The organism is Methylobacterium sp. (genome assembly GCF_028290105.1).
Classification (GTDB): Bacteria; Pseudomonadota; Alphaproteobacteria; order Rhizobiales; family Beijerinckiaceae; genus Methylobacterium.
Map to the genome: position 1 here is coordinate 73,440 of NZ_JAQGKL010000037.1, position 23,754 is coordinate 97,193.

Below are 23,754 nucleotides of genomic sequence, written 5' to 3' on the forward strand. Positions count from 1 at the left end.
CAGCGTCGACACTCTCGATGTCTGCAGCACGCCGCTGCCTGACTTCGACGGCGAGGTCATGGTGGGTAAGTACGCGACGCTGGCCGGTGAAGCCTTGAGCCCGGAGCAGGAGGAGGCTTGGCGCACGATCCAGGCACTGGCCGACCGCTTCCTCAAGGCCGACCTGCTGCGGTTCGCGGTGCCGCTATGGAACAACACCGTTCTCGACGGGCTCAAGCACCTGTTCGATCTGGTGTCGCGGAGGGACGCGCGCAGGCGTCGTCCCTCTGATCGGACGAGTGGATCTGAGATCGGGCCGAGCCCGCAGCCGCGCGCCGCTCTCCACACCCCTCAGAAGGCGCCGGCGAGCAGCCCCAGGCCGGCGGCGGCGAAGGCGGCCCCCGCTACCCGGAGGGCCGGCCGGTCGGCGGTGCGGTTCGAACGTCCCGCAATGAGCCCCAGACCGAGGCCGGCGGCGTGCAGCAGGGCGGTGGCGGCGACGAAGCCGAGGCCGTAAGCCAGACCGTACGCCGCATCCGGCATCTCGGCGCCGTGGGCATGTCCGTGGAACACCGCGAAGGCGCCGACGAGGAGCATGGCGCCCGCGACGGGCAGCGGCGTGCGGAGGGCCAGGACGGCACCGAGCACCATCACGGAGAGCGCGATCCCGACCTCGACGAAGGGCAGGGCGATCCCGGCCGTGCCGAGCGCACCGCCCACGATCATCATGGACAGGAAGGAAAACGGTACGAGAACCCGGGCCCGACCGCCGATGCGAGCCGCGACGAGACCGACGGCCACCATGGCGAGCACGTGGTCGAGGCCGCTGAAGGGATGCAGGAAGCCTTGCGAGAACCCGCCCGCCGCCTCGTGGCCGGGATGCGCCAGGGCCGGCGTCGCGGTGAGTCCCAGTGTCGCCACGAGGGCAAGGCGGGCTGGCAGGGAGGCGAGGCGTATCGTCATGCGGACAAATCCCGACAGGTCACGTGAGCGGCGCGGTATCGTCGGCGCCCCGAGGCTAACTAGCAACCGCCATGCCCGCGCACAGTCCTGAAATCCGCCGCGACCCGCGGCGGTTCGCCGGTCGGTGTCAGAAATCCGTCGGGCGCCCGGCGGCCACCACCAGCATCCGGCCGTCCGCGAAGGTGCGGGCGCCGGCGCGGCGGATGTCGGCCTGGGTCACCTCGGCGACGAAGTCGTTGCGCCGCGCGATGTAGTCCATGCCGAGGCCCTCGAAGGCGATCTGTACGAGCTGGTGCGCGATCTTGGTCGAGGTGTCGAAGCCGAGGGCATAGGAACCGGTGAGATAGTCCTTGGCCTTCTGCAGCTCCTCGTCCGAGGGCCCCTCGGTGATGAGGCGGCCGATCTCCTCGCCGATCACCGATAGAGCCTCGCCCACGCGCTCGTTCTTGGTGGCGGTGTAGCCCCAAGTCATCGAGGCGGCACGGTGGCTGACCAGGGAGGTCCCCACCGAGTAGGCGAGGCCGCGCTTCTCGCGCACTTCCTGGAACAGTCGGGAGGTGAAGGAGCCGCCGCCGAGGATGTGGTTGAGCACGTAGGCCGGGATGAAGTCGGGGTCGCGCCAGGCCACGCCGTTCATGCCGAAGCGGATCACCGATTGCGGCACGTCGAGATCGACCACGTGGCGTTGGCCGAGGTTCTGCACCCGGGTCTGGGGCACGGCCTTGAGTGGCGCGGCCAAGTCGAGGCGGCCGAAGGCCCGGTCGAGGGCATCGGCGAGGCGGGCGGCGTCGATGGCGCCCACCGCCGCGACCTTCACAGCCCCGCGCCCGATGATCCGGCGGTGCATCGCCACGAGGTCGTCCCGGGTGATCGCCGCGATGCTCTCCGGCGTGCCCGAGGACGGGCGGGCATAGGGATGGCCCGCATAGGCCTCGGCGAAGAAGCGGCGCGAGGCCATCACGCCGGGATCGTTCTGCTGGTAGCGCAGCCCGGCGAGCGTCTGAGCCCGCACGCGCTCGATGGCGTCGGGGTCGAGCCGGGGCTTGGCCAGGGCCAGGGCCAGGAGGTCGATGGCCTCGTCGGCGTGCTTGACCAGCATCTTGAGCGAGCCGCCAAGCGCATCGGCGCCGGCATGGAAGGAGAGCTCGATGGCGCGGGCCGCGAGGCGCTCCTGGAAGGCGTCGGAGGGGAGGTCGCCGGCGCCCTCGTCGAGGAGGCGGGCGAGCATCTGGGCGACACCGGCCTTGCCCTCCGGGTCCTGCGCCGCGCCGCCTTCGAACGTGAAGGCGAGCGCGATCAGCGGCACCACCGGGGATTCGACGTGCCACGCCTCGATGCCGGCGGCGGTCGCGACGGGCACGGCCTGGGTGGGCGATGTCGCGGAGCGGGTGGCGGTATCGACCAGATGGGTGGTGGCCACGGTCATGGAAACCTCATGCTGTGCGGGGCGCGGCGGCGAGCGCCGCAGCCTCCGGGAAGGGGGGTCGGCCGAGGCCCCGAAGGGTCTCAGGCCGCGTCGGCCTCGCGGGCCTTGGTCAGGTAGCCGGTGACGGACCGGGACGGCGTCAGGTAGCGCTCGGCCACCGCCGCGAGGCGCGCCTTGGTCACGCCCTCGATGTCGGAGGGCCAGCGGCGAACCTCCTCGATCGATTCGCCGATGGCCAGGGCCGAGCCGTAGATGCGGGCGAGCGAGGACTGGCTGTCGGAGGAATAGACCGTCTCGGCCACGAGCCGGGTCTTGGCGCGCTCGATTGCCTCCGGCTCCAGGGCCTCGGAGGGGACGCGGCGCAGGACGCGGTCGACCTCCTCCTCCAGCTTCTCCAGGCTCACACCCTCGGCCGGGATCGCGTAGACCGAGAAGCGGGTGTCGTCGATGGCCGAGCCCATGTACCAGGCGCCGGCATTCACCGCGACGCCGAGCTCCATCACCAGCTTGCGGTAGAGGTAGGAGGTCGAGCCGCCACCCATCACCTCGGCGAGCAGTTCGAGGGCGTGGCACTCGCCGTCGCGCGCGGTGATGCAGGACGGGGTCAGGTAGAGCCGCTGCAGGGTGGGCTGCTCGACCTTCGGGTCGGCGACCGCGAGGCGGCGCAGCGCCTTCGGCTCCGGCTCCTTGGCACGTAGGCGCACGGGCCGGGTGCCCTGCGGGGTGACGCGGCCATAGGTGTCGTCGGCCATACGGCGGACGTCGTCGGGCGTCACGTCGCCGGCCACCACCAGGATGGCGTTCTCGGGCGTGTAGAAGCGCTTGTAGTAGTCGAGGGCGTGGGTGCGGTTCAGCTCCTCGATCTCGTGCATCCAGCCGATGATCGGCGTGCCATAGGGATGATGCACGAAGAGCGAGGCGGCCATCGCCTCGGAGAGCTGCGCCGAAGGGTCGGTCTCGACCCGCATGCGGCGCTCTTCCAGCACTACGTCGCGCTCGGGCGCCACCACCGCGTCGTCGAGGACGAGGCCGGTCATGCGATCGGCCTCGAATTCCATCATGGTCTTGAGGTGGTCGCGGGCCACGCGCTGGAAATAGGCGGTGTAGTCGTAGGAGGTGAACGCGTTCTCCTGGCCGCCGAGGCCCGAGACGGCCTTGGAGAAGGCGCCGATCGGATGCTGCTCCGTGCCCTTGAACATCAGGTGCTCGAGGAAGTGGGCAATGCCCGACTGGCCGAGCGGATCATCGGCCGAGCCGTTGCGGTACCAGACCATATGGGTGACGACGGGCGCACGGTGATCGGGAACGACGACGACGTCGAGGCCATTGTCGAGCGCGAAGGCACTGACCTCGGGGCCACCCGCCTCGGAGCGACCGAAGGGCGCGGCTTCCGCCCGGCCCGCGCTGGCAAAGCCGCGCGACGGTCCAAAGAGTGGGACGTCCTTCCTGAACAGGTGCATCAAAGCTGATCCTTCCGCGTCCGGCTCGTCGCGAAGCCGTCCGTCATGTTGGCATTGCGCCTCTCCCGCGCCACCGGGTGGCATCTCAAGGGAGCTAGGGCGCCGGTCCTCGATGGCGACCGGTGCCCGCGCGGCACCGGGCCGGACCCTGGGTTCAGTTCGCCGAGCGCGCGCGCAGATACGCGCCTGGATCGGATTCCTCACGCTCGCGCGAGGGGTTGTTGATGGGGTCGCCGTTGGACTTGGCGATCTTGCGCGGCGGCTTGCGGTAGCCGGTCGGCGGATCGGTGAGCACGTCGCGGTCCGGCTCGACCGCGGAAGGCTCCGCGACCTCGGCGGAGCGCAGGCCGAAGGGGTTGGACCAGAACGAGTTCCGGTCGTCGTTCTCGCCCTCGGGACGCCCCGGCTCGGTGCGGGCCTGCGCGCCCTCCCGGCGGCCGCCGCGCATCTCGTCGATGGACAGGGTCATGTTGTTGTCGTTCATCCGGCCCTGCGCACCGCGCACGATGGGCTTCTTCAGGTCCGCGCGCTCACGCTCGCGCTGGACGATCTCGGGGTCCTTGGGCCACTGGGCCGAGGCCTCCGGCTGGCGCGGGGCCGGCAGGGCCTTGCCGTCGAGCTTGGGCGGCATCACCAGGGGCGCCCGCTCGCGATAGTTGATCGTTGGCTTCTCCGGCTCGATCAGGCCGATATTGCTGAGGGCGTCGCGCATGAACACGCCCTGCTGCGCCTGTGCGCCCCCGGCGGCCAGTACGCCCGCCACCACCATCAGCAAACCGCGATGCCCGATCATGCTATCCCCGCTCTCCGCCCGGTGGGTCGGCCCTGCTCGTTCGGGCCCGGATGGTCGCCTTGTGCCGCGCTCCTGATCCGACCGATCTGGCCTGATCCCGGTTTCAGGCGATCGTATGGCGCCTTGACCGCACTGCACCAGCCTCGGCCGCACAACGATCCCCGGTGTGGTTTACGGATCACAGACGTGTCCGAAGTGCCGGGACGTCCTCAAAGGCCGGAACCGGTGCCTTTCGGTGTCGGCCGGAGGCTGTCGAGGATCAGGCCGATCACACCCGCGACGATGGCCGCATCGGCGATGTTGAACACGTACCAGGACCATCCGCCCCAGTGCAGATGCACGAAATCGAACACGGCCCCGTAGGCGGCCCGGTCGATGGCGTTGCCGAGGGCGCCGCCCGCCACCAGCCCAAGGCTAAGGCCGAGCAGGCGCGATTCGGCCCGCCGCATCCAGGCCGACAGGGCCAGTGCCGCGAGGCAGGACACCGCCACCAGAACCCAGCGGCCGAGGCCGCCTTCCTGCTGGAACATCCCGTACGAGACGCCCCGGTTCCAGACGACAAGGAAGTCGGCGAAGGGCGCGAGGCGCCAGGGCTGCGTCAGCACCAGGTCGGTGCCGAAATACAGCCCGAGCTTCGTGACCTGATCGACGAGAAGGGTGACGACGAGCGCCGCGAGGCCGAGGCGGAAGGGGGCGGTACCCCTTCGCGCCGTCGTGATCGGGTGTGCGCCGTCGGTGGCCGAAACGCGCGTCACGCGGCGTCCGCAGCGCCCTGGGCCGCGTCCCACTCGCGCAGGGCTCTGGCGTCGCGCGGCGTCACGTCCGGATAATCCGGGTCGCTGCCGACCTCGGGGGTGACCCGCCAGGAGCGGGCGCATTTGCGGCCCTCGGCCAGCGCGGACACCACGGCGACGCCGCGCACGTCCTCGAGGCGGAAGGCCTCCGCCGGGCCCTCGCCGTCCACGATGCGGATGGCGGAGGTGATGCAGATATCGGCGAAGTCGACACCCTCGACGGCGGCGCGCAGCTCGTCATCGGCGATGAAGACGGTGGGCGCCGCCTCGAGGCTCGCGCCGATGCGTTTGGCCGTGCGCTCGATCTCCAGGGCGCCCGTGACGACCCGGCGCACCCGACGGATCTTCTGCCAGCGGGCGGCCAGAGCTTCGTCGCGCCAGGAGGCGGGCGTCTCCGGCAGGGTCTGGAGATGGACCGAACCGGTCTCCGACGGGTAGCGGTCGAGCCAGGCTTCCTCGGCAGTGAAGGCCAGCACGGGTGCCAGCCAGATCGTGATCCGCCGGAACGTCTCGTCGATGATCTGGAGGGCGGCCCGGCGCACCGGCGACGAAGCCGGGTCGCAGTAGAGCACGTCCTTGCGCACGTCGAAGTAGAAGGCCGAGAGGTCGCCGGTCATGAAGCCGTTGAGGAGCGCCACCACCCGCTTGGTGTCGAAGCTGGCATAGGCCTCGCGGATCTCGCCATCGAGTTCGGCCAGGCGATGGCGGATCAGCCGTTCCAGTTCCGGAAGGTCTGCCTGCGCGATCTCGGTGCCCGGCTCGAAATGTGCGAGCGAGCCCAGCATCCAGCGGATCGAGTTGCGCAGCTTGCGGTAGGTCTCCGCGAAGGTCTTGATGATCTCCGGGCCGATGCGCAGGTCGTCGGCGTAGTCGGAAGCCGCCACCCAGAGGCGCAGGATGTCGGCACCGGAATCCTTGATGACGTTCTGCGGGGCGACGACGTTGCCCTTCGACTTCGACATCTTCAGGCCCTTCGGGTCGAGGACGAACCCGTGGGTGAGGACGATGTCGTAGGGCGCCCGGCCCCGGGTGCCGGCGGATTCCAGGAGCGAGGACTGGAACCAGCCACGATGCTGGTCGGAGCCCTCGAGATACATCACCGTGTCGCTGCCCCCGTCGCGGCGGCGCTTGACGCCGGAAAGCCCCGGGAACTGCTCCGGGTCATCGAGCACGAAAGCGTGGGTCGAGCCGGAATCGAACCAGACGTCGAGGACGTCCGTGACCTTTTCGTATTCCGCCGGATCGTAGTCGGGGGCGAGGAAGCGGGCCCCGTCCGCATCCGTGAACCAAGCGTCGGCGCCCTCCGCCTGAAAGGCCGCCGCGATACGGGCGTTGACGGCCTCGTCGCGAAGAACCTCGTGGGTGCCGCGCTTGACGAAGACGGTGATGGGCACGCCCCAGGCGCGCTGGCGCGAGACCACCCAATCGGGGCGGTTGCCGACCATGCCGTTGATGCGGTTTTTTCCTTGTGGCGGCACCCACTGCGTTTCCTCGATGGACCGCAGGGCGACATCGCGCAGGGTACGGCCGTCCAGGGTTTCGACGGGCTTGTCCATCCCGATGAACCATTGCGGCGTGTTGCGGAAGATGACCGGCTTCTTCGAGCGCCAGGAATGCGGATAGCTGTGCTTGAGCGTGCCGCGCGCCACGAGGGTGCCGGCCTCTATCAGCGCCGCGACGACCGCCTTGTTGGCGTCGCCCTTCTCGCCCTTGTGGTTGAGGACGAGTTTTCCCGTGAAACCGGGAGCCTCCTCGGTCAGCGCCCCATCCGCATCCACGGTGTAGGGGATGCGGGTCTCGATGCCGCGTGCGGCGAGCGCCCGGCCGTTGGCGGTCCAGACCTCGAAATCCTCGCGTCCGTGGCCTGGGGCCGTGTGGACGAAACCGGTGCCGGCCTCGTCGGTGACGTGTTCGCCGTCGAGGAGCGGAACGGCGAAATCGTAACCCGGCACATGGCCGGCGAGGGGATGCGCCAGGGTCAGGCCGGCGAGGTCCACCGCCGCGACGTCGCGAAGGCGCTCGAAGCCTTCGACCCGCGCGGCCGCGAAGACCGAAGCCGCGAGGGTATCGGCGAGGATGTAGCTGTCGCCGACCTTGGCCCAGTTCTCGTCCGCCGCCGCGGTGACGCGGTAGAGGCCGTAGGCGACGCGTTTCGAATAGGCCACGGCGCGGTTGCCTGGCATGGTCCAGGGCGTCGTGGTCCAGATCACCACCCGGGCATCGGCTAGGTCCCCGGATGCTCCGGCGGTCGGCCGGAAGGCCGCGAAGATAGTGTCGCTGACGTGGTCCTCGTACTCGACCTCCGCCTCGGCGAGCGCGGTCTTCTCCACCACCGACCACATCACCGGCTTCGAGCCGCGATAAAGCTGGCCCGTCATCGCGAAGGTCATGAGTTCGCGGGCGATGGCGGCTTCCGCCGGAAACGACATGGTGACGTAGGGGTGATCCCAGTCGCCGGTGACGCCGAGGCGCTTGAACTCGGCGCGCTGCACGTCGAGCCAGTGGCCAGCGAAGGTCCGGCATTCCTGGCGGAACTCGATGACCGGCACGTCGTCCTTGCTGCGGCCCTTGGCGCGATACTGCTCCTCGATCTTCCACTCGATGGGCAGGCCGTGGCAGTCCCAGCCCGGCACGTAGTTGGCGTCGTAGCCGAGGGTCCCCTGCGCCCGAACGATGACGTCCTTCAGGATCTTGTTCAGCGCGGTGCCGATGTGGATGTTGCCATTGGCGTAGGGAGGGCCGTCATGCAGCACGAATTTCGGCCGACCGGCGGCCTGCACGCGGATCTGGCGATAGAGGTCGGTGGCGGCCCAGCGCTCCAGCAGCAGCGGCTCGCGCACGGGCAGGCCGGCCCGCATCGGGAACTCGGTCCGGGGCAGGAACAGGGTCTTCGAATAGTCGCGGGTCGGCGCGGGGGCGGTCTGGTCGCTCATGGGAATTCTGCAAGGTCTTTGGCGCGGGTCGTGTGAGGCGGTCGGTGACGCGGCACCGGGCCAGCGGAACGGAGGCGAGTCCTCGCCCTCCCGGCCTTCGCATCGGTCCGCCGCGGCGGCCCTCAGGCGCAGGCCGGGCTCATAATTCGCGTTATCGACGGGGCCGGCAGGCCGGCCCAAGTCCGATGATCACCATGAGCGCGCATGCGGCGGCTTCTAGGCGGATTTCGCCACACTGGCCACCGGTATTGCAGAACGCGGTCCGCCAGGAGGCGACCCCGGACTCGGTGAACGCCGCGCCTGCGCACACCACCGCGATTTTTTCGATGTCACCTTTTTCAAGCTCGGCCGTTGTCACGCACGCGTTCGGGACCTTCGCCGATGGGGGGAGTGGGCCGAAACGCGGCGTCAATGGGAGACACGACCATGAGAAAAGCTCTGCTCGCCGCCAGCCTCGTCCTGTCCGCCTTCGCCCTCTCGGGCGCGGCCGAAGCGCAGGGCCTGCCCGGCGGCATCCGCCGCGGAGCGGCCGAGGGTGACCGGGTCGCCGGACCCGTGGGTGGTATCGTGGGCGGCGCCGTCGGCGGCGCGGTGGGTACGGTGAACGGAGCGCTCGGCATCGATCCGGGCCGTCGCGCCTACCGCACCCGCATGAAGTCGCGCCGTCATCATCACCGTCACCGCTAAATCGGCCGCTCTGTCACCGGGCGGCGTTCCTGGGCCAACAGGTAGAGCCCGGAGCCGATGACGATGGACGCGCCGATCAGCGTCCATCGGTTCGGCACATCGCCGAACACGAGGTAGCCGAGCATCAGCGACCAGAGCAGCTGGGTGTAGATGAAGGGTGCCAATACGCTCGCCGGCGCGCGGGCATGGGCCAGGACCAGCAGCCAGTGCCCCGCCGTGCCGAACAGGCCGACGCCGATCAGCAGCGCCCAGGTGCTCCCCGCGGTCGGCGTCGTCCAGATCCAGGGCAGGAGCGGGCTCATCACGGCCAGTCCCGCGAGGCCTGAGTAGAACACCGTGGTGGCGGTGGAATCGACGCCCGCGAGCTTGCGCGTGGTCAGCACGTAGAACGCGTAGCACAGCATGTTGCCGATGCTGAGGAGCACCGCCGGCTGGAAGGCTCCGACGCCCGGGCGCACGATGACGAGCACGCCGAGGAAGCCGATCCCCACCGCCACGAGCCGGCGCGGCGACGACCATTCGCCGAGGAGCGGCCCGGCGAGCAGCGCCACCATCAGCGGCGTGGCGAACTGGATCGACAGGGTCTCGGCGAGTTGGAGCTTGCGCAGGGCCAGGAAGTTCAGCGCGGTGGAGCCGAACAGGAGCAGGGAGCGCAGGATCTGAAGCGCGAGCCGGTTGGTCCGCGCGACGCCCGGCGTCCGCACCGGATTGAGCACCATCAGCACCAGCGTGACGTTCACCGCGTAGCGCATGAAGGTCGAGAGCAGCGGGTCGACGCCGTGGTGCGCGAGGGTCTTGGCCGAGGCGTCGAGGCAGGCGAAGAACGCCAGCGTTCCGCACATCAGCGCGATGCCGGCCAGGCGCCGGTTCGGCGCCGGTGCGCCCCCTGAATCTCCCATCTCGACATGATTCCGGTTGCGGGCGCATCACCCGTGCGGGTTGCGTGGCGGGCGAAGCTTTAGAGCAGCGCGTCCCTGTGGACATCAGCGCCGGGGGCAGGGGAGACCCGATGCGAGCGATGCGCGCCTGTTCGCGATGGCTTTTCCCGGCCGCCTCAAGACGCGGGAACCTTTGGATGCCGCCCGCTGCATCCACCTCTTGTTATTCTCTGTGCCGGATACCCGAGTCGAAGGATTTCGGCGGAGGGCCGAAGATGGCGAGATGGATCCCATCGCTGGCGGTCGTCGGAGTGGTCAGCCTGATGGCCGTGCCGGGGCCCGGACTCTGGGGGCTCCTGATTGCCTTGGCCTGTTCGTTCGGGATCGTGGTGTCGGCGATCCTGTGGCTGCTCGACCGGATGGTCACGCGCCTTGCGCTCGGCTGGGACAGAAACAGCACCCGCCGCCCGCGCCGTCGCGTGCGTCCGGGTTCCGGGGTGATCCAGGAGGCGGGAACACAACCGAAACCCGCTCCCGCCGCTGGGCCAGCGATCCCATCGCCGATCCAGGAACGGGCGAGGCTCGCGGCCCTTCGCCGCGAGGCGCGCAGGCTCGAGCCGTTACGCCTGCGCTGAGGGGCGGGAGCTGGTCCGACCCCGCGAGCGTTCTATGGAACGTCCGGGACCGCCAGGGTTTCGGGCTCGTCCTCGTCCATCTCGGAATCGCCCTCGACCTCGTGGCCGGTGACGCCGGAGACGTCCGCGAGGTTGCGGGCCGCCTTGCGCAGCAGCTTGCGAAGGCGCCGCTTCTCCTTGCCGTCGAACCCGCCGAGGAGTTCGGCCTCGACGTCGTCCCAGATCCCCTCGATGGCGGCGGCCTTGGCGAGGCCCGTCTCGGTGAGGCGGACGCGCACGATGCGGCCGTCCCCGGCCTCGGCCCGGCGCTCGACGAAGCCGAGCGCCGCCAGCCGCGAGATGGTCTTCGAGGCGGTGGGCGGGCGCACCCTCAGGGTCGCGGCGAGGTCGCCCATCGTCATGGTGCCGGCCGCTGCCAACGCCTGCACCACCTGTTCCTGGCCGGCGAAGAGGTCGAGGGCGGCCAGCCGGTCGCCGACGCGGGAGCGGTGCAGGCGCGCGGCCTGGACCAGGGCCCAGCCGACGCTCTTCGAGCCAGGCGGACGCAGGCGCTTATCGGACTTCGCCATCTCGGACTTCGCCATGCTCCGCTCGGATTCCCGGTCGCCCTTCACCGCCTCGGCGCGCGGGGAGATCGCGGCGTGGGCCGAGCTCTCTCCAGCCAACCCCCCGCCGGGTTCGGCCCCGATGCGCTCGTCCGCGGCCCGCATGGTACGTCCTCTTCGAGATGATAGCGGGCAGGGCGCGCGCCCGCGCCGGTGATTCCGAACGCATCCACCGGCAAAGGGGCACCGCCGTTCCAGGGGGGACATGGCCCGCGCATGTGAAGCTGAGATGACAGGAGCCGATCGGGACGCGCTTCGCGCCGGGACGGAAGCCCCAAGGGTTTGCGGGAACGGATGGCGCGCCGTCGGCTGCCGCCTGGACGAAGCGGAACCCCTCGACTAAGCCTTGGCGTATTCGGCGCGGTGCTTCGCGAGGCGGCGCTGACACGCCTTCGAGTCCGGCTCGGAGCCCTGACCGGACCTGGCTCCGGGATCCGCGGGATCTTCGAAGGCGCACGAGATCCGCACAGACCTCAGGACCCCCATGAAGGCAGTCATCCTCGCAGGCGGTCTCGGCACGCGCCTCTCCGAGGAGACGGTGACGCGTCCCAAGCCCATGCTGGAAATCGGCGGCCGCCCGATCCTCTGGCACATCATGCAGATCTTCGCCGCCCACGGGGTGCGCGAGTTCGTGATCTGCCTCGGCTACAAGGGCTACGTCATCAAGGAGTTCTTCCTGAACTACCGGCTGCACCTCTCCGACGTCACGGTCGATGTCGGGCGCGGCCATGTCGACTTCCACCGCAGCACCGCCGAGGATTGGCGTGTCTCTCTCATCGAGACCGGCGAGACCACGATGACGGGCGGGCGCCTGAAGCGGGTGCGCGACTATCTCGGCGACGACGATTTCTTCATGACCTACGGCGACGGCGTCGCCGACGTGGACCTGACCGCGCTCGCCGCCTTCCACCGTTCGCACGGCAAGCTCGCCACCCTCACGGCGGTGACCCCGCCCGGCCGCTTCGGCGCCCTCGAGCTCCGGAACGGCGCCGTGCGCAGCTTCCGCGAGAAGCCGGCGGGGGACGGGGCGACGATCAACGGCGGGTTCTTCGTGCTTTCGCCGCGCGTCCTCGACCGGATCGAGGGGGATTCCACGGTCTGGGAGGCCGAGCCCCTGGAGGGCCTCGCCCGCGAGGGCCAGCTCGCGGCCTTCGTGCATTCCGGCTTCTGGCAGGCCATGGATACCTTGCGCGACAAGAACCACCTCGAAGCCCTCTGGGCGAGCGAGGCACCGCCCTGGAAGTGCTGGTAGTCTCGAAGACCCGCGACGCCACCGGAGATCATCGCAAGCGTGCAGCCCTCGCCTTACCCCCTGCCGCGCACCCGCGACCCGAATCCCGATCCCGCCTTCTGGGCCGGGCGGCGGGTGCTCGTGACCGGGCATACCGGCTTCAAGGGCGGCTGGCTCTGCCTCTGGCTGCAGCGCCTCGGCGCGTGGGTCAGCGGTCTGGCGCTGGCGCCCGAGGGCAGCCCGAACCTGTTCGAGGCGGCCGGAATCGGGGCGGGGATCGACTCGCACCTCGCCGATATTCGCGATGCGGGCGCCGTACGCGCGGGCCTCACCGCCACTGCTCCCGAGATCGTCATCCACATGGCGGCGCAGGCCCTGGTGCGGGCCTCCTATCGCGATCCGCTGGCCACCTACGCCACCAACGTCATGGGCACCGCCCACGTGCTGGAAGCCGTGCGGGCGGCGCCCTCCGTGCGCGCCGTGGTGGTGGTGACGAGCGACAAGGCCTACGAGAACCGCGAATGGCCCTACGGCTACCGCGAGACCGAGGCGCTCGGCGGACACGACCCCTACAGCAGCTCCAAGGCCTGCGCCGAACTCGTGGCCAGCGCCTATCGGGCCTCGTTCCTGGCCGAGCGGGATTGCCGGGTCGCCACGGCGCGAGCGGGCAACGTCATCGGCGGCGGCGACTGGTCCGAAGATCGGCTGGTCCCCGACATCGTCCGGGCCTTCGCGCGGGGCGAGTCCGTGGAGATCCGGGCGCCGCATGCCACGCGGCCCTGGCAGCATGTGCTCGAACCCTTGAGCGGCTACCTGCGCCTCGCCGAATGCCTGTCGGGGGAAGACGGCGCCCGCTACGCCGAGGCCTGGAATTTCGGGCCCGCCGACGAGGATTGCCGGCCGGTCGCCCATATCGTGGACGAACTCGCACAGGCCTGGGGGGCGGATGCGCTGTGGCACCTCTCGGCGACGATCCACCCGCACGAGGCGACCTTCCTCAAGGTCGATGCGGCGAAGGCCCGGGCTCATCTCGGCTGGGACCGGCGCCTGCGCCTCGACGCGGCGCTGGCCTGGACCGCCGCCTGGCACCGGGCGCAAGCGGGCGGGGCGTCCGCTCGTGACCTCACCCTGGCGCAGATCGCCGCCTATGAGAGGCTCGGAGCATGACGGAGGTGAACGCGAACCACCCGACCGGCCTTCGGCCCTGCCGCGCCTGCGGGGCGCCCCTGCACCGGAGCGTGGCCGATCTCGGCCTGTCGCCGCTCGCCAACGCCTACGTGCCGGCGGAGCGCGCCAATCGGGGCGAGATGTTCCACCCACTCCACGCCTATGTCTGCGACGCCTGCTATCTGGTGCAGCTGGAGGCCTTCGAGACCCCTGAAGCGATCTTCTCGGACTACGCCTACTTCTCGGGCTTTTCCGCAGGCTGGCTCGCCCACGCGGAGGCCTATGTGGCGGCCATGCAGGCCCGCTTCTCGCTGGGGCCCGACAGCAAGGTCGTGGAGGTGGCGAGCAACGACGGCTACCTGCTGCAATACGCCGTGGCCCGCGGGCTTCCCGCCCTCGGTGTCGAGCCAGCCGCCAACGTGGCGGCGGTCGCGCGTGCACGCGGGGTTCCGACCGAGATCGCGTTCTTCGGGTCCAAAACCGCCGCCCGTCTTCGCGACGAAGGCCACGCGGCCGACCTGATGACCGCCAACAACGTGCTCGCCCACGTGCCCGACATCCACGATTTCGTGGAGGGGTTCCGCGTGCTCCTGAAGCCGGAGGGCGTCGCCACCTTCGAGTTCCCACACCTCCTGCGGATGATCGAGCAGCGCCAGTTCGACACGATCTACCACGAGCACTTCTCGTATCTCTCCCTCGGCGTCGTCGCGCCGATCCTGGAGGCTCATGGACTGCGGGTGTTCGACGTGGAGGCGTGGCCGACCCATGGCGGCTCGCTCCGCGTCTTCGTCTGTCACGCAGCGGCCACGCAATCCGGGACGCCGGCGGTGGCGCGGGTCCTGGCGGAGGAGCGGGCCGGCGGCCTGTTCGACCCGCAAGGCTATGCCGCCTTCGCCGAGGACGTGGTCGCCATCAAGTGCGCCACACTCCGCTTTCTCGCGGATCTGCGCCTGGCGGGACGGACGGTCTGTGCCTATGGGGCGGCGGCCAAGGGCAATACCTTCCTCAATTACTGTGGGATCGGACCCGAACTGGTGCGCGCGGTGGCGGATCGCTCGCCGCACAAGCAGGGCACGCGGCTCCCCGGCAGCCGCATCCCGGTGGTCTCGCCCGAAGCTCTGCTGGCGCTTCGGCCGGACTACCTCCTCATCCTGCCCTGGAACCTGAAGGACGAGATCGCCTCCGAGATGGCGGCCATCCGCGATTGGGGCGGGCGCTTCGTCACGGCCATCCCACGCCTGGACGCGTTCTGATCCCATGCGCTTCGAGGCCCTGCCGCTTGCCGGCGCCTTCCGCGTCAGCCCAGAGCCCCAAGCCGACGCGCGCGGGTTCTTCGCCCGCACCGCCTGCATGGAGGATTTCGCCGCGCAGGGGCTCATCGGCGCCTTCGTGCAGTCGAGCATCTCCTACAATGCCCGGCGCGGCACCGTGCGCGGCCTGCACTTCTCGATCGATCCGCATGCCGAGACGAAGCTCGTGCGCTGCACCGCCGGGGCGATCCACGACGTCATCGTCGACCTGCGGCCTGAATCCACGACCTATCTGCAGGCCTATGCAGCAGATCTCAGCGCCGAGAATCGCCACGCCCTCTACATCCCGGCCGGATTCGCCCACGGTTTCCAGGCGCTGAGCGACGGGGCCGAGGTGCTCTACATGATCGACCGGGCCTACGTGGCGGCCGGCGCGCGGGGCCTGCGCTGGAACGACCCCGCCCTCGACGTGACCTGGCCCGAACCCGTCACGGTGATCGCCGAACGCGACCTCGCCTACCCGGACTGGGTCGCGTGACCGGCCGCATCCTCGTCACGGGCGCCACCGGATTCGTCGGCCGCCACGTACTGCCGGCCCTGCGGGCACGCGGCTTCGAAGTTCATGGGGTCGGACGCGGTCCACAGGCGGATGTGACGCTCCACGAAGCCGACCTGCTGGTGCCGGAAGCCCGTCGCGCGCTCGTCGAAACGATTCGCCCGACCCACCTGCTGCACCTCGCTTGGGAGGCCGAGCCCGGCCGATACTGGACCTCGCCGGCCAACCTCGACTGGGTGGCGGCGAGCCTCGACCTCGCGCGGCTCTTCGCGGAGCAGGGCGGACGACGGTTCGTCGGCGCCGGCACCTGCGCCGAGTACGAATGGGGGTCGGCCCGCCTCGACGAGGCGGCGACGCCCTGCCGGCCGGCGACCCTCTACGGGGCGGCCAAGGACGGCACCCGGCGCATCCTTGCCGCCTATGCCGATACCCATGCGTTCAGCCTCGCCTGGGCGCGACTGTTCTATCTCTACGGTCCCGGGGAGCGGCGCGGGCGCCTCGTCCCGGATGCGATCCATGCCCTGACGACCGGCAGCGTGTTCCCGACCTCGACCGGCCACCAGCGCCGCGACTTCCTCCATGTCGCGGATGCCGCCGGGGCGCTGGCCGCGCTCGCAGCCAGTGACGTGGCCGGGCCGGTCAATATCGGCTCGGGCGCGGCCATCCCGGTGCGCCGGATCCTCGACGGCCTCGCCGCGCGGATCGGAGGCGCCGATCGCCTCGCTTACGGTGCTCGGCCTTCAGGCCCAGCGGAGCCGCCGGTGATCGAGGCCGAGACACGCATCCTGACCGCCGAGATCGGCTTCCGTCCGACGTTCGACCTTGAGCGCGGGCTCGACGATACGGTCGCGTGGTGGCGCACGCATGGCCCTGCTGCAAGCTGAGGTTTTGCAAGCGCCCGAGACCTCAGTGCCTCAGCAGGGCAGAAGTCCTCGCAATTGCGAGAGGATGTCCTCACCGGTGCAGGGCCGCGCGATGAACTTGGCGCCCGGCGGCATCCGCTCGGGGTCGGGGGACGCCCGGCCCGACACGATGACGATCGGCAATGTCGGCCGGGCCGCCGATACGGCGCTGGCGAGTTCGAAACCGTTGGTCTTGCCGGACAATTCGACGTCGGTGACGAGGCCGCGGATATCCGGCCGGGAATGGAGGATGCCGAGCGCCCGCTCGGCGGAGGCGCATTGCACGGTCTCGTAGCCGCCATTTTCGAGCACGTCGCCGAGGTCCATGATCGTCAGGGCCTCGTCCTCGACCAGAAGAATCACCGGCCGATCGTCGTTCGCGTTCGTCGCCTCATCCACCACGATGCACCCTCCAGCCTGTTGGGCGGCGGGCCCCCGCCCGAAAACCGTGACCGTGTCGCCGCGCGCAAAGCCGAAGGCTCCCCGTGGGGCGGTCACGGGCGCGAGGCCAGCGCCACTCAAGCCCAACGAGCGACAGGGGCGCAGGTTGCAAGCCGCCTTGAGGGTGAGGCCGGGATCTCAGGCGGCCATTTCGGTGACCACCACCCGCATCGCATCGAGGAGATGCGCGAGGTCCGTATCCCCGATGGTGAGGGCCGGTGTCAGGTAGGCGATGTCGCCGAAGGGCCGGACCCATGTGCCGCGGGCCAGGAACCGGCGCTTCAGGTCGGCGAGGTCCGGCGCCTGCCGAAACTGCACCGCGCCGATCGCGCCCATCACGCGGATGTCGGCCACATGGGCCAGACCGCGCAGGGGCTCCAGGCCCTCCGCCAGGGTGGCCGCGATGGCGTGGGCCTGGTCGAGGCGCGGCTCGCGCTCGAACAGGTCGAGGCTCGCATTGGCCGCCGCGCAGGCGAGTGGGTTCGCCATGAAGGTCGGCCCGTGCATCAGGGCGGCGGCGGGATCGTCGGAGAGGAAGCTCTCGAACACCGCCCGCGTGGCGATGGTGGCGGCCAGCGCCATCGTGCCCCCCGTGAGCGCCTTCGACAGGCACAGGATGTCGGGCACGATGCCGGCCTGCTCGCAGGCGAACAGGGTTCCGGTGCGGCCGAACCCGGTGAAAATCTCGTCGGCGATGAGGGGCAGTCCGTGGCGCTTGGCCAGCCGGGCCACCGTCGCCAGCACTTCGGGCGGGTGCATGCGCATGCCGCCGGCTCCCTGCACGAGAGGTTCGACGATCACCGCCGCCAGGGTCTCGCGTTCGGCCGCCATGCGGGCGTCCAGCGCCGCCGTCTCGGCCGCCGTCCGGGGCAGGTCGCAGAAGACCTGGGCCGGCAGGTAGGCGCCGAAGCGCCGGTGCATGCCCTCGTCCGGGTCACAGACCGACATCGCCCCGAGGGTGTCGCCGTGGTAGCCCTCGCGGAAAGCCAGGATGCGGGTGCGGCCGGTCACCCCCCGGTTGAGCCACATCTGCACCGCCATCTTCAGGGCGACCTCTACGGCCACCGATCCGGAATCGGTGAAGAACACGTGGTCGAGGTCGCCCGGCAGCTGGGCGGCGAGACGCGCGGCGAGGCGTTCGGCCGGCGCATGCGTCAGGCCTCCGAACATCACGTGCGGCATCGCCTCCAACTGAGCGGCGACGGCGGCGCGGATATGGGGATGATTGTAGCCGTGCGCGGCCGTCCACCACGAAGCGATGCCGTCGATCAGCTCGCGCCCATCCGCGAGCACGATCCGCGAGCCATGCGTGCGCTGCGCCTCCAACGGCGGGGCCGCCCCCCGCATCTGCGTATAGGGCCGCCAGAGATGGTCGGTGCGCGGGCTGTCCATGGACTGAGGGGATGGGAGTGCCGGGGCGCCCGGTCAAGGTCGGCGGAGCGATGCCGGAGCGCTGTACGGCGGTAGGGACCACCTTTGGGGCCGGCCTGGCATTGTGCGGAAGCGACCGCCGGGCCAGATCATAGAAATTCGATCTCTGACTTATAGTTACAATGGCTGTGTATTCGTCCGTATCATCAGGCTTATACGGCTCGATCATCGCATTGGACAAATTCTAATCTTCTCACAAGATCTTGCGATCTACGCCACCGCGCATTACGGCGAAGCTTCTGCTCCGTCCGAGACCCGATATGCCCCGCGCGTCCCGTCGCCCCCGATCTCCCCTCAGCGGCCGACATCGCCGGCTGGCGGGTGGCGCGCTCTGGCTTCTCTCCGGCGGCGCGTCCCTCGCTCAGGAGGCGGCAACGTCCGGCGTCACCCTCGACGAGCTCAGCGTCGCGGGTCTCGGCAACGGCCTCGCCACCATCGGCTACCAGCCCAAGCGCACGACCTTCGGGGCCGGGGCCGACACCGCGATCCTCGATACGCCCGCCAACATCGCCGTGGTCTCGGCCCAGGTGCTGCGCGACCAGCGCGTGCTCTCGCTCGACGAGGCCCTGCGCAACGTCAGCGGCATCGCCCAGACCAACAGCGTCGGCGGCACGCAGGAGGCGGTGGTGCGGCGCGGCTTCGGCACCTTCCGCGACGATTCGATCCTGCGAGACGGCCGCCGCACGGTGCTGCAGCAGAATTTCAGCTACGACATCGAGCGCGTCGAGGTGCTCAAAGGCCCCGCCTCGCTCCTCTACGGCATCACCGATCCGGGCGGGCTCATCAACCTCGTCTCGAAGCGCCCCGAGTTCACGCCGCACGGCTCGCTCAACCTCACGAGCACCAGCTTCGGCGGCGGCCTCGTGCAGGGCGACCTTACCGGTCCGGTGGAGGGCACCAATCTCGCCTACCGAATGGTGGCCGATGTCCAGAGCACCGATTACTGGCGCAATTTCGGGCATTTCAGCCGGCAGGTCGTGGCGCCCTCGCTCACCTGGAAGGGCGACGACACCACCGTCACGGTGGGCTACGAATTCTCGCATTACCGGGTGCCCTACGACCGCGGCACGATCTTCGACCCGCGCACCGGTCGCCCCCTCGCGGTGCCACGCGACCGCCGCTTCGACGAGCGGTCGAGCCGGCACGAGGCCACCAGCCATCTCGCCACCCTCGACGTCGACCACCGCTTCGACAACGATTGGCGCCTGCACTTCGGCTACAGCTACTCGCAGCTCGGCTACGACGAGGACCAGATCCGCCCGGTCACCTTCTTGCCTACGACGGGCCTCCTGACGCGCCGGGCCGACGGCACCCGCAACGCCGATTTCAGCGCCCATGTCGCCCGCCTCGACCTGACGGGCAGCTTCGACACCTTCGGCCTGCGCCACGACCTGCTGGCGGGCGTGACCTACGAAGACATCAGCTACAACCGGCCGGACATCATCCGGGGGCCGAACCGGACTGGGTTCAACCCGTTCGCGCCGGTCTACGGCAATCTCGCCACGGTGCCGGTGATTTCGGTGCCCGACAGCAACCTGCGCGAGCGGCTGTCCAACACCAGCCTCTACCTGCAGGATTCGCTGCACCTGACCGACCAGTGGATCCTGGTGGCGGGCGTCAGCGCCCAGATCTTCGACCAGTTCGCCAGCAAGGGCACCCCGGCGGTGACCTATGTCGACATCGACGGGGTGCGGGCGCTGCCGCGCGTCGGTCTCGTCTACAAGCTGGCTCCCAACCTCTCGCTCTACGGAAGCTATTCGCAGTCGTTCAAGCCGAACTCGTCCTTCGCCAACGTCGTCGTCTCGCTGCCGCCGGAGGAGGGCGAGGCGTTCGAGGTCGGCGTGAAGGCGGATGTGGCCGCCGGGCTCACGGTGACGGGCGCGATGTTCGACATCGACAAGTCGAACGTCGTCGTCACGCAGGTGATCAACGGCCTCACCGTGGCGAGCACAGCCGGCAAGGTTCGCTCGCGCGGGTTCGAACTCGACATCGCCGGCCAGATCCTGCCCGATTGGGCGGTGATCGCCAGCTACGCATTCACCCAGGCGCAGGTCACCGACGATCCGGTACTGGCGGGCAAACAATTGCTCAACACGCCGCGCGTCACCGCCTCGGCCTTCCTCACCCATCAGTTCGGCGCCGTCGCGGAGGCCGCGGAGTTCGGTTCCACGCGCCTCGGCCCGGGCTTCCTTGAGGCGGGCTTCGGCGCGCGCTATGTCGGCGCCCGGCCAGGGGATGCCACCAACACCTTCAAGCTGCCCGAATACGTCGTCTGCGATGCGTTCCTCGCCTACAACACCCAGGTGAATGGCTTGCCGACCACCCTTCAGCTCAACCTCAAGAACCTGTTCGACCGGACCTATTATCCGTCCTCGGGCGGCAGCAACCTGCTGGTGGCCGTAGGTGAACCCTTCCAGGCCCTCGTCACCGCGCGGGTGGCGTGGTGAAGCGCCTGCGCGCCGTCCTGTTCCAGCTCCATTGGCTCCTGGGGCTCGGCGCCGGCCTCGTCCTGTCGGTGGCGGGGGTGACGGGCGCGCTCCTGAGCTACGAGAACGCCATCGGCGAGGCCTTCGATGCGGACCTGATCCAGGTTGCCGCGCACGCCGAGGACACGCTCTCCCCAGACGCGCTTCTCGCCCGCTTCCGGGCCCAGCGGTCCGACATCGTCGCGAACCTGACCCTCTCGTCCGAGCCCGGCACGGCAGCGACGGTGCGCCTCGGGCGCGACCCCGCCACGGGCCAGCGCCCGCCCTCGCTCTACCTCGACCCCCATGACGGCACGGTGCGGGGCGCGGCGCGAACGGAAGAGGTCTTCTCCACCATCCGGCGCCTGCACCGCTGGCTGCTCCTGCCGGGAGACGGCAAGGGTTGGGGCCGGACCCTGACGGGCGCCAGCGTGTTCGCGCTCCTCGTGCTTCTCTGCACCGGGCTTTATCTGCGCTGGCCGAAGGTGATGTCCTGGCGGATCTGGCTGAAGCCGAACCTCCGGCAATGGGGCCGCCCGACCTACTGGTCGCTGCATTCGGTCGCCGGCACCTGGGTCCTGCCGGTCTATCTCGTCATCGCGCTCAGCGGCCTGTGGTGGTCCTATGACGGGTTTCGCGAGGTCGCCAACACCCTCCTGACCGGCGGCGAGACCACCGGCAGGGTCGCGGATGCCAAGCCGGCGGCTCAGGAGACAAGACCCGCGGCGGCCCAGGAGAACAAGGCGGGTGGCCGGAAGGACGCCGCGACGCGGGCCGAGGGCGCGACCCGGCCTGGACGTCGCGAGGAGGGCCTGGCTGGCCCCGGCGCGCCGTCCCTCGACACGGCCTGGGCGGCCTTCCGAGCGGCCGACGCCGGCCAGTTTACCCGCGCCACCCTGATGCTGCCGGCGGGCTTTGCCGGCCCCGTGCGCATCCGCTCCGAGAACCGGAACGGCTGGCGCGACGACACCCGGATCGAGGCCGCGACCGGGCGCATCCTCGCACGCGAGGTCGGCGCGGAGCGGCCCCTCGGCGCGCGCATCGCCGCCAACATGCTCGACGTGCACAGCGGGCGCATCTTCGGCGTGCTCGGGCCGCCGGTGTTCCTCGTGGCAGCGCTGCTGATGCCGCTCTTCCTGGTCACCGGGTTGCTGCTCTATCTCGGGCGCCGCGCCGCCACGGCCCGGCGGCGGGCAGCGCCCGCTGGCCCGCGGGCCGTGACGCCCGTGCGCTTGACCCCCTGAGCGGTTTTCGACAGGTTCCGCCGCCACAGAACCACGACCCGGCCCGTGCCGCGTCCGGCACCCGCAACTCCCGAGCTCCGATGTCGCCAGGCGACGAACCCGCCGTCCCGCCCGCCGCATCCCCGCAGGCGCCGGCCTTCACGATCTGCCGCGCGGACGAGGCGGTGCCGCCGGCCATCGCCGGGGCCATCGCGGCGATCGGGAATTTCGACGGGGTGCATCTCGGCCACCGCGCGCTGATCGCGGCGGTGCGCGAGACCGCGCGTGGCGCCGGCCGGCCGGCGGTGGCGCTCACCTTCGAGCCGCATCCGCGCGCCTATTTCGCGCCCCACCTCCCCATGTTCCGCCTGACCGACGCAAGCGCCAAGGAGGTCGTCTTCGCCCATCTCGGCCTCGACGGGCTGATCGTGCGCCGCTTCGACGCGACGCTGGCGGGCACCGGCGCGCGGGACTTCGTCGAGGGATTGCTGGTGCGCGATCTCGGCGTCTCGGGCGTCGTCATCGGCCACGACTTCCACTTCGGCCGGGGCCGCGAGGGCACGCCGGCGGTGCTCGCCGACCTCTGCGCGCAGGCGGGCCTGATCTGCCGCATCATTCCCCCCGTCGCCCTGGCGGCGGATGCCGAGCCGGTCTCGTCGAGCGCGATCCGGGCGGCCCTCGCGGAGGGCGCGGTGGCGCGGGCCAATGCGCTGCTGGGCTACCGCTGGTTCGTGTCCGGCGAGGTCCGCCACGGCGACAAGCGCGGGCGCACCCTCGGCTACCCCACCGCCAACGTGGCGCTCGCCGATTGCGGCCTCGCCCACGGCATCTACGCGGTGCGGGTGCGCCTGCCCGGCGGGCGCATCCGGGACGGGGTCGCGAGCTACGGCCGGCGCCCGACCTTCGACGACGGCGCGCCGCTCCTCGAGGTCAATCTGTTCGACTTCTCCGGGGACCTCTACGGCCAGGGCATCGCGGTGGAGTTCCTGGCCTATATCCGGGGCGAGGAGCGCTTCGACGGGGCCGAGGCCCTGATCGCCCGGATGCATCTCGATGCGGCCGAAGCCCGCCGGATCATCGCGGGAGACCCCGTCCCCTCGATGTTCGACGCCTGAAGACGCGTCTCAATCCTCGTCGTCGTCCTCTGTCTCCGGCGTGCGGTTGGGCCAGGTCACGATGCGGTCGAGGAGTTCGTCGGCGCTGAACTCCTCCTCGTTGCCCGAGACACGTCCGCGCACGGAGATGCCGGCCTCGTGCACGCTGGCGGCGCGGCCGGAGACGAGGGGGTGCCAGGCGTAGAGGTCACGGCCCTCGCGGATCAGCCGGTAGGCGCAGGTCGGGGGCAGCCACGGGATCGTGCGCACGGCCTCGGGGGTCAGGCGCACGCAGTCGGGCACCCGCTTCTGGCGCCTCGGATAGTCGCGGCAGCGGCAGCCATGGCCGTCGAGCAGGGTGCAGCCGACATCTGTGTGGTAGACCTCCGCCGTGTCCTCGTCCTCGAGCTTGAGGAGGCAGCAGCGGCCGCAGCCGTCGCACAGGCTCTCCCACTCGGCCGGGGACATCGCCTCCAGGCTCTTCGTGCGCCAGAACGGCGCGCGGGCGGGGCCGGTATCGGGGGGCGGGGTGTCTGAAAGGGCCGGCGGCGTCGGGGAACGCGCGGCCGAGCGGTCCCGCATCGGGAACACCTTGGGCTGGGAGCGGCGAAAAATCAGGGTGATCCGCCCCTGTGCCGCAACGCGGAGCCGGGAGCAAGCGTTGCAACTGCGGGCGCGTCGAAAAGTCAAGTCGGCCGCGCCACCGGCGCGCCCCAATCCGGCGTCAAGGTTAAGAACAGATGACGGCGTGCGGCGGCGGGACGCTTGCCGTACGCTTCGCATTCTCATCCAACGAAACCTCGCGGCGAAACGCGGGGCTTGGTAGGATCGTCGGGTTCGG

21 protein-coding genes and 1 pseudogene are annotated in these 23,754 nt (G+C 70.2%); 11 read left to right on the plus strand and 11 right to left on the minus strand.

Translation table 11 applies throughout. The features are described from left to right. Position 1 precedes the first annotated feature (1 nt). A pseudogene (locus JWQ05_RS02905) lies at positions 2 to 232 on the plus strand (NAD(P)H-dependent oxidoreductase); the annotation flags it as partial. Positions 233 to 330: 98 nt separating this feature from the next. Here the strand turns inward: JWQ05_RS02905 and JWQ05_RS02910 are convergent. The 6 genes from JWQ05_RS02910 to ileS form a co-directional block, all read right to left on the minus strand. Continuing rightward, positions 331 to 942 (minus strand): HupE/UreJ family protein, encoded by a 612-nt coding sequence (locus JWQ05_RS02910; protein WP_299654181.1) that lies wholly within the window; start codon positions 940 to 942, stop codon positions 331 to 333. A gap of 127 nt (positions 943 to 1,069) precedes the next feature. Next, a complete protein-coding gene (locus JWQ05_RS02915) occupies positions 1,070 to 2,368 on the minus strand; it encodes a pitrilysin family protein (protein WP_299654184.1) in 1,299 nt (432 codons plus the stop codon). A gap of 80 nt (positions 2,369 to 2,448) precedes the next feature. Continuing rightward, positions 2,449 to 3,828 (minus strand): pitrilysin family protein, encoded by a 1,380-nt coding sequence (locus JWQ05_RS02920; protein ID WP_299654187.1) that lies wholly within the window; start codon positions 3,826 to 3,828, stop codon positions 2,449 to 2,451. A 154-nt stretch (positions 3,829 to 3,982) separates the two neighbouring features. Continuing rightward, positions 3,983 to 4,621 (minus strand): hypothetical protein, encoded by a 639-nt coding sequence (locus JWQ05_RS02925; protein WP_299654190.1) that lies wholly within the window; start codon positions 4,619 to 4,621, stop codon positions 3,983 to 3,985. Positions 4,622 to 4,830: 209 nt separating this feature from the next. After that, on the minus strand, positions 4,831 to 5,340 hold the full coding sequence (gene lspA, locus JWQ05_RS02930) for a signal peptidase II (RefSeq protein ID WP_299654277.1): 510 nt from the start codon (positions 5,338 to 5,340) through the stop codon (positions 4,831 to 4,833). A gap of 32 nt (positions 5,341 to 5,372) precedes the next feature. Beyond that, a complete protein-coding gene (gene ileS, locus JWQ05_RS02935; protein ID WP_299654193.1) occupies positions 5,373 to 8,348 on the minus strand; it encodes an isoleucine--tRNA ligase in 2,976 nt (991 codons plus the stop codon). Between the two features lie 426 nt (positions 8,349 to 8,774). Here ileS and JWQ05_RS02940 point away from each other — a divergent pair, with 426 nt between their 5' ends. Then, the gene (locus JWQ05_RS02940) at positions 8,775 to 9,035 is read left to right on the plus strand and encodes a hypothetical protein (protein ID WP_299654196.1); all 261 of its coding nucleotides are present in this window, start codon (positions 8,775 to 8,777) and stop codon (positions 9,033 to 9,035) included. Here JWQ05_RS02940 and JWQ05_RS02945 read toward each other — a convergent pair. Next, positions 9,032 to 9,934, minus strand: a complete 903-nt coding sequence (locus tag JWQ05_RS02945) for a DMT family transporter (protein ID WP_299654199.1) — start codon at positions 9,932 to 9,934, stop codon at positions 9,032 to 9,034. The genes JWQ05_RS02940 and JWQ05_RS02945 overlap by 4 nt on opposite strands. A 176-nt stretch (positions 9,935 to 10,110) precedes the next feature. Between JWQ05_RS02945 and JWQ05_RS02950 the strand changes: the two genes are divergently transcribed. After that, positions 10,111 to 10,548: a hypothetical protein gene (locus JWQ05_RS02950; protein ID WP_299654202.1), complete on the plus strand. Its 438-nt coding sequence runs from the start codon at positions 10,111 to 10,113 to the stop codon at positions 10,546 to 10,548. A 32-nt stretch (positions 10,549 to 10,580) separates the two neighbouring features. Here JWQ05_RS02950 and JWQ05_RS02955 read toward each other — a convergent pair whose 3' ends face one another. After that, the gene (locus JWQ05_RS02955) at positions 10,581 to 11,132 is read right to left on the minus strand and encodes a MarR family winged helix-turn-helix transcriptional regulator (protein WP_299654280.1); all 552 of its coding nucleotides are present in this window, start codon (positions 11,130 to 11,132) and stop codon (positions 10,581 to 10,583) included. 505 nt (positions 11,133 to 11,637) lie between these two features. Here JWQ05_RS02955 and rfbF point away from each other — a divergent pair. Genes rfbF through JWQ05_RS02980 form a run of 5 tightly spaced genes read left to right on the plus strand, consistent with a single transcriptional unit; the run spans position 11,638 to position 16,241 of the window. Then, positions 11,638 to 12,405 carry a glucose-1-phosphate cytidylyltransferase gene (gene rfbF / locus JWQ05_RS02960; protein ID WP_299654205.1) on the plus strand — a complete coding sequence of 256 codons (768 nt, stop codon included), beginning with the start codon at positions 11,638 to 11,640 and terminating at the stop codon, positions 12,403 to 12,405. Between the two features lie 39 nt (positions 12,406 to 12,444). Continuing rightward, a complete protein-coding gene (rfbG, locus tag JWQ05_RS02965) occupies positions 12,445 to 13,551 on the plus strand; it encodes a CDP-glucose 4,6-dehydratase (protein ID WP_299654207.1) in 1,107 nt (368 codons plus the stop codon). Further along, on the plus strand, positions 13,548 to 14,804 hold the full coding sequence (locus JWQ05_RS02970) for a class I SAM-dependent methyltransferase (protein ID WP_299654210.1): 1,257 nt from the start codon (positions 13,548 to 13,550) through the stop codon (positions 14,802 to 14,804). Before rfbG ends, JWQ05_RS02970 begins: the two co-directional genes overlap by 4 nt. Positions 14,805 to 14,808: 4 nt before the next feature. Then, positions 14,809 to 15,339, plus strand: a complete 531-nt coding sequence (locus JWQ05_RS02975) for a dTDP-4-dehydrorhamnose 3,5-epimerase family protein (RefSeq protein ID WP_299654213.1) — start codon at positions 14,809 to 14,811, stop codon at positions 15,337 to 15,339. Then, on the plus strand, positions 15,336 to 16,241 hold the full coding sequence (locus tag JWQ05_RS02980; RefSeq protein ID WP_299654215.1) for an NAD(P)-dependent oxidoreductase: 906 nt from the start codon (positions 15,336 to 15,338) through the stop codon (positions 16,239 to 16,241). The genes JWQ05_RS02975 and JWQ05_RS02980 overlap by 4 nt, the downstream gene beginning before the upstream one ends. 30 nt (positions 16,242 to 16,271) lie before the next feature. Here JWQ05_RS02980 and JWQ05_RS02985 read toward each other — a convergent pair whose 3' ends face one another. Together JWQ05_RS02985 and JWQ05_RS02990 are read right to left on the minus strand one after the other, a co-directional pair. Beyond that, positions 16,272 to 16,658 carry a response regulator gene (locus JWQ05_RS02985; protein WP_299654218.1) on the minus strand — a complete coding sequence of 129 codons (387 nt, stop codon included), beginning with the start codon at positions 16,656 to 16,658 and terminating at the stop codon, positions 16,272 to 16,274. Between the two features lie 180 nt (positions 16,659 to 16,838). Next, on the minus strand, positions 16,839 to 18,092 hold the full coding sequence (locus JWQ05_RS02990; RefSeq protein WP_299654221.1) for an adenosylmethionine--8-amino-7-oxononanoate transaminase: 1,254 nt from the start codon (positions 18,090 to 18,092) through the stop codon (positions 16,839 to 16,841). A gap of 299 nt (positions 18,093 to 18,391) precedes the next feature. Between JWQ05_RS02990 and JWQ05_RS02995 the strand changes: the two genes are divergently transcribed. The 3 genes from JWQ05_RS02995 (at position 18,392) to JWQ05_RS03005 (ending at position 22,934) form a co-directional block, all read left to right on the plus strand. After that, the gene (locus JWQ05_RS02995) at positions 18,392 to 20,578 is read left to right on the plus strand and encodes a TonB-dependent siderophore receptor (RefSeq protein ID WP_299654224.1); all 2,187 of its coding nucleotides are present in this window, start codon (positions 18,392 to 18,394) and stop codon (positions 20,576 to 20,578) included. Continuing rightward, positions 20,575 to 21,840: a PepSY domain-containing protein gene (locus JWQ05_RS03000; RefSeq protein WP_299654227.1), complete on the plus strand. Its 1,266-nt coding sequence runs from the start codon at positions 20,575 to 20,577 to the stop codon at positions 21,838 to 21,840. Before JWQ05_RS02995 ends, JWQ05_RS03000 begins: the two co-directional genes overlap by 4 nt. Positions 21,841 to 21,920: 80 nt before the next feature. After that, positions 21,921 to 22,934, plus strand: a complete 1,014-nt coding sequence (locus tag JWQ05_RS03005) for a bifunctional riboflavin kinase/FAD synthetase (RefSeq protein WP_299654230.1) — start codon at positions 21,921 to 21,923, stop codon at positions 22,932 to 22,934. A gap of 9 nt (positions 22,935 to 22,943) precedes the next feature. On the opposite strand, the gene JWQ05_RS03010 is transcribed toward JWQ05_RS03005, so the two are convergent. Then, a complete protein-coding gene (locus JWQ05_RS03010; RefSeq protein ID WP_299654233.1) occupies positions 22,944 to 23,495 on the minus strand; it encodes a YcgN family cysteine cluster protein in 552 nt (183 codons plus the stop codon). Between the last annotated feature and the right edge of the window lie 259 nt (positions 23,496 to 23,754).

Excerpts from the sequence above, each read along its gene's own strand:
- JWQ05_RS02910 (WP_299654181.1), bottom strand. The coding sequence starts at position 942 with ATGACGATACGCCTCGCCTCCCTGCCAGCCCGCCTTGCCCTCGTGGCG.
- JWQ05_RS02915 (WP_299654184.1), bottom strand. The coding sequence starts at position 2,368 with ATGACCGTGGCCACCACCCATCTGGTCGATACCGCCACCCGCTCCGCG.
- JWQ05_RS02920 (WP_299654187.1), bottom strand. The coding sequence starts at position 3,828 with ATGCACCTGTTCAGGAAGGACGTCCCACTCTTTGGACCGTCGCGCGGC.
- JWQ05_RS02925 (WP_299654190.1), bottom strand. The coding sequence starts at position 4,621 with ATGATCGGGCATCGCGGTTTGCTGATGGTGGTGGCGGGCGTACTGGCC.
- ileS (WP_299654193.1), bottom strand. The coding sequence starts at position 8,348 with ATGAGCGACCAGACCGCCCCCGCGCCGACCCGCGACTATTCGAAGACC.
- JWQ05_RS02940 (WP_299654196.1), top strand. The coding sequence starts at position 8,775 with ATGAGAAAAGCTCTGCTCGCCGCCAGCCTCGTCCTGTCCGCCTTCGCC.
- JWQ05_RS02945 (WP_299654199.1), bottom strand. The coding sequence starts at position 9,934 with ATGGGAGATTCAGGGGGCGCACCGGCGCCGAACCGGCGCCTGGCCGGC.
- JWQ05_RS02950 (WP_299654202.1), top strand. The coding sequence starts at position 10,111 with ATGCCGCCCGCTGCATCCACCTCTTGTTATTCTCTGTGCCGGATACCC.
- JWQ05_RS02955 (WP_299654280.1), bottom strand. The coding sequence starts at position 11,132 with ATGGCGAAGTCCGAGATGGCGAAGTCCGATAAGCGCCTGCGTCCGCCT.
- rfbF (WP_299654205.1), top strand. The coding sequence starts at position 11,638 with ATGAAGGCAGTCATCCTCGCAGGCGGTCTCGGCACGCGCCTCTCCGAG.
- JWQ05_RS02970 (WP_299654210.1), top strand. The coding sequence starts at position 13,548 with ATGACGGAGGTGAACGCGAACCACCCGACCGGCCTTCGGCCCTGCCGC.
- JWQ05_RS02975 (WP_299654213.1), top strand. The coding sequence starts at position 14,809 with ATGCGCTTCGAGGCCCTGCCGCTTGCCGGCGCCTTCCGCGTCAGCCCA.
- JWQ05_RS02990 (WP_299654221.1), bottom strand. The coding sequence starts at position 18,092 with ATGGACAGCCCGCGCACCGACCATCTCTGGCGGCCCTATACGCAGATG.
- JWQ05_RS02995 (WP_299654224.1), top strand. The coding sequence starts at position 18,392 with ATGCCCCGCGCGTCCCGTCGCCCCCGATCTCCCCTCAGCGGCCGACAT.
- JWQ05_RS03005 (WP_299654230.1), top strand. The coding sequence starts at position 21,921 with ATGTCGCCAGGCGACGAACCCGCCGTCCCGCCCGCCGCATCCCCGCAG.
- JWQ05_RS03010 (WP_299654233.1), bottom strand. The coding sequence starts at position 23,495 with ATGCGGGACCGCTCGGCCGCGCGTTCCCCGACGCCGCCGGCCCTTTCA.